Source organism: Lentilactobacillus dabitei, from assembly GCF_019061365.1.
Classification (GTDB): domain Bacteria; phylum Bacillota; class Bacilli; order Lactobacillales; family Lactobacillaceae; genus Lentilactobacillus; species Lentilactobacillus dabitei.
Genome location: NZ_JAHPPD010000137.1, coordinates 1 through 4,164, shown reverse-complemented (window position 1 = coordinate 4,164; position 4,164 = coordinate 1). Strand labels below are relative to the sequence as shown.

Genomic DNA, 4,164 nt, shown 5'->3' with positions numbered 1-4,164 from the left:
GCGGCCATTTTAACTTCATAAGGAAACATAATAAAACCCCTTGAATTAGATTTCTCCAATTCAAGGGGTTCAGTTCATTTTTGGAATAGTTGGTCTTTTTCGTTAAATGACAGGACTCAGCCGCTAAAGCTTGAAGTGATTGTGCACTTTCTTCGGCTCTGTCTCTACCAGTACATTACCGTTATGAATGGAATACAGAATCTCAGACCGTTCATTTAAAGCATTATAAAAATTATCGTTGTTCATGATAATGCAATCGGCAGGTTTGCCAACTTCAATCCCATAGTGGTCTGTGACGTGCATCGCCTTGGCCGCATTGACGGTCACAAATTTGTATGAATTCATAATGTCATCGTAGCCCATCAAGTGGCCGACGTGAATTCCCATCTCAACGGGATCCAGCATATTGCCATTACCCATCGGATACCAAGGGTCCTTGAGATCATCCTCACCGAAGGCAACGTTAATGCCATCCGCATTGAGCTCCTTGACCCGGGTCATCCCCCGGCGCTTTGGATAGGTGTCAAAGCGGCCGCCCAAGTTGGTGTTCACCAATGGATTGGCAATGAAGTTAATATGAGACATCTTCAACAATCTAAAGAGTTTGTAAGCATAGGCATCGTTATACGAGCCCATTGCAGTGGTGTGGCTGGCGGTCACTTTATCGCCCATCCCACTTTCCAATGCCAAGGTTGCCAAAGTTTCCAGACTGCGAGATTGAGGATCATCGATTTCATCGCAATGCACATCGACTAATTTACCTTTTTGTTCCGCCAACTTCATCAAGAATTGGAGTGAAGCCACCGCGTATTCATGGGTAAATTCAAAGTGAGGAATCCCCCCAATTACGTCAGCACCCATATCGGCAGCCTCGGTCATCAGCTCTTTGCCATGAGGAAACGACAAAATTCCTTCTTGCGGAAAGGCAACCAATTGCAGTTCAACTTGATCTTTGATTTCATCACGAACTTCAATCAAGGCTTTCAGAGCGGTCAAATTAGGATCGGTAACGTCAACGTGACTGCGAATAAACTGAATCCCGTTGGCAACTTGAATCTTGATCGCTTTTTTGGCCCGAGCCTTCACGTCTTCAACTGTGAGTTTCTGCTTCCGCTCGCTCCAGATCCGAATCCCATCAAACAGAGTACCACTTTGGTTCCATTCCGGATCACCGGCTGTCTGAGTGGCATCCAAATGCACGTGCGGATCCACAAATGGCGGTAACATCAATTTATCAGTGACATCGATCACTTTTTCGCCATCAGTTGCTTCAATTGAGGGCGAAATGTTAACGAATCGGCCATTTTCAATTCGGACATCTTTTGTTTGGTCATCATTTTGAATATGAACATTTTTAATTAACATGTTAATTCCTCACAATCGTTATTTTCACAACTATTATAGCGTATTTTCGGATTATTCGTTGGGGCTTTTTGAGTGGAATGTGAGATAATGAACGCAGACAATATAATCGAAAGGTTCTGATCCATTGGCATCTCGTTATCGACTTGCTTTACCACAAATTTTGACACTGGGATTTTTAACAATCATTTTGATCGGTACCATCCTGTTATCATTACCAATCTCCAGTCAGTCTGGCCATATGACCGGCTACATCAATTCGTTTTTCACCGCCACCTCTGCCACCTGCGTCACCGGAATGACGGTCGTGAATACGGCTATCCATTGGAGCCTATTCGGCAAAATCGTCATTTTGATGCTCGTCGAGATTGGCGGTCTGGGCTTCATGACATTTGCGGTCCTGCTATTTGTTTTCATGCGCCGTAAAGTTGACCTGACCACTCAATTGCTGACCCAACAATCGCTTAATTTGCAATCATTCGCAAATACCCGGAGCGTTGTTTTTCTCGTGGTCCGGTTATCCCTGGCGATTCAATTGTTGGGAACGGGTCTGATTTTCATTGACTTTTATCCCCGCTATGGGTTCGTCAAGGGGCTGGGGTACAGCATTTTTCATTCGATCAGCGCCTTTTGTAACGCGGGCTTCGATCTGTACGATAATAGTTTGGTTCGGTTTCAAAATGACCCTTACCTGTTGTTTGTCTTAACCCTACTCATCATTTCGGGATCGCTTGGATTTCTGGTTTGGAAGGATATCCTTTTCTACCATGAAGATCATTATTTAAGCCTGCACACTAAATTAGCGTTAACCACTTATTTAGGATTGATTGTGATCAGTTTTATCATCTTTATGCTGACCGAAGCTAACTTCAGCAGCCAAAACCACTTGAGCTTCTTTGACCGGCTGATGAATTCTTATTTCTTCTCGGTGACCCCCAGAACGGCCGGATTTTATACGGTCCCGTTAAACAAGATTTCAATGGGCGGAATTTTCTTCACCATGATCCTCATGTTAATCGGCGGAACTCCCGGCTCAACTGCTGGTGGGATTAAAACCACCACTGTTGGCATTCTGCTCATCAGAGTTTGGGCAACCCTTAGAGGGAAACGAGATGCTAATTTCTGGGGCCGCAGATTTACGAACGATAATGTGTCAAGATCACTCACCCTGGTATTCCTGGTTGCCGTTGTACTTTCAATTGCGACGTTGATTTTAACCTTCACTGAAAAAATTCCAAGAACATTTGGGTTGGAGTATATCCTGTTTGACGTCGTCTCGGCATTTGGCACAACTGGCTTCACTTTGGGACTAACCCCACATTTGAGTATCATTGGCAAATTGATCTTTGCAGCCCTGATGTTCATGGGCAGAGTCGGCATTTTCACGGTGATGTACTCGTTGCTAACGTCAAAGGGGCCAGAAGATGCCTTTCGATATCCGGAGGAAAATGTCATGATCGGGTAAGTGTGCGCAACAAAGCGGTTAATAACCGGAACGTAAGTCTCCCATAGTGTAAGCCCTGGGCTTTGGGCTTACACTATGGGTGCTTATGTGTAGGTTATTGCTTTGTGGAGCACTATTCCACTATGTCGCCTAGAAGCTTACACAGGCTGGTGCTTATGTGCAAACTTTTGCTTTGCGGAGCAGTCTAATCTGGGTTATCGACTAACAGTTATAACGCCTCTCCACCACCAAATTAATCAACAAGGAGCATTCCTACATGAAAAGCAATTACGCCGTCATCGGTCTCGGCCTCTTTGGCAGCAGCATCGTCAACACTTTGCTAGCCCATAATCAAGAGGTTCTGGTCATTGACAAAAATGAAGAACTCGTCAACGAATTTCGGGACGTCGCAACCGAGGCAGTCGTCGCCGACACCCAAAATGAATTAGCCCTCAAGCAACTTGGAATTGGCAATTTTGACAATGTCTTCGTTGCCATCGGGACTGATTTGGAAGCCAGTATTATGACAACCATGATTTGTGAGGAACTTGGGGTTAAAAAGTTAATCTGTAAGGCTGAGAATGCCCGTCACGCCAAAGTCTTGGAACGATTAGGCGCTGATGAAGTGATCCAGCCTGAACGCGACATGGGTAATCGAATTGCCCTTCACGTGATGCAACCCAAGATTCTAAACGACCTGAGAATTCGCGGTGAATTGGCCGTCGTTGAATTTGAATTAACTAATTCCAAGTTTTTCCACAAATCCCTTCAGGAACTCAATTTCACTAACCGCTACGGTATTCAAGTGATTGCCCTTTCCCACACAAACGAAGCTGGAGCAGAGATTCCCAAGTCCGCCACGGCCATCCAAAAAGGTGACATTATTACAGTCATCGGGACAGAGAAGGACGTCGAAAAGTTCGAAGATTTAGCCACCAAATAAAGAAATCAGTTCACCATTTCCATCTGGACCGCGTCGAGTGCTGACGCGGCCTTTTTCGGTAAATGCGTGCTAAACTAAAGTTAAACATCAACCAAAGGGGGGGCTCAAAATGGATCAGGTTTTACTCCTAACCATCATTTTGGCAGCAGTTGTGGCAGCCAACATCCTTGCGCGCCACGTTTCAGTTATTCCGCTGCCATTCTTTTTAATTTTGTTAGGATTCTTACTTGCCGGCTTGCCGGTCTATAACAACTTTCATCTGGATCCATCAACTTTTGCCCTGGCGATTATCGCCCCAATGCTGTTTAATGAAGCCCAAAATAGCTCACGGTTCTGAAGTGCAACAGAAAAGTTAGACAAGTTTAGATATTGATTTAAGCTACCATGGCTTGATTCCTGTATTCTACAGGGGTCA

General features: G+C 44.9%; 3 protein-coding genes and 1 pseudogene. 3 read left to right on the top strand and 1 reads right to left on the bottom strand.

Annotated features, from left to right (window positions below):
* Positions 1-123: 123 nt before the first annotated feature.
* Positions 124-1,365, bottom strand: coding sequence for a cytosine deaminase (gene codA, locus KTE19_RS12985; protein ID WP_217164475.1), 1,242 nt, complete (start codon positions 1,363-1,365; stop codon positions 124-126).
* Between the two features lie 124 nt (positions 1,366-1,489).
* On the opposite strand from codA, the gene KTE19_RS12980 reads away from it, so the two are divergent.
* From KTE19_RS12980 to KTE19_RS12970, 3 genes and pseudogenes are all read left to right on the top strand, one after another.
* Entirely contained in the window at positions 1,490-2,827 is a 1,338-nt protein-coding gene (locus KTE19_RS12980; protein ID WP_217164477.1) for a TrkH family potassium uptake protein, read from the top strand.
* A gap of 256 nt (positions 2,828-3,083) precedes the next feature.
* Positions 3,084-3,749: a potassium channel family protein gene (locus KTE19_RS12975; protein ID WP_217164479.1), complete on the top strand. Its 666-nt coding sequence runs from the start codon at positions 3,084-3,086 to the stop codon at positions 3,747-3,749.
* Positions 3,750-3,858: 109 nt separating this feature from the next.
* Positions 3,859-4,080: pseudogene (locus KTE19_RS12970) on the top strand (cation:proton antiporter); the annotation flags it as partial.
* Positions 4,081-4,164 lie beyond the last annotated feature (84 nt).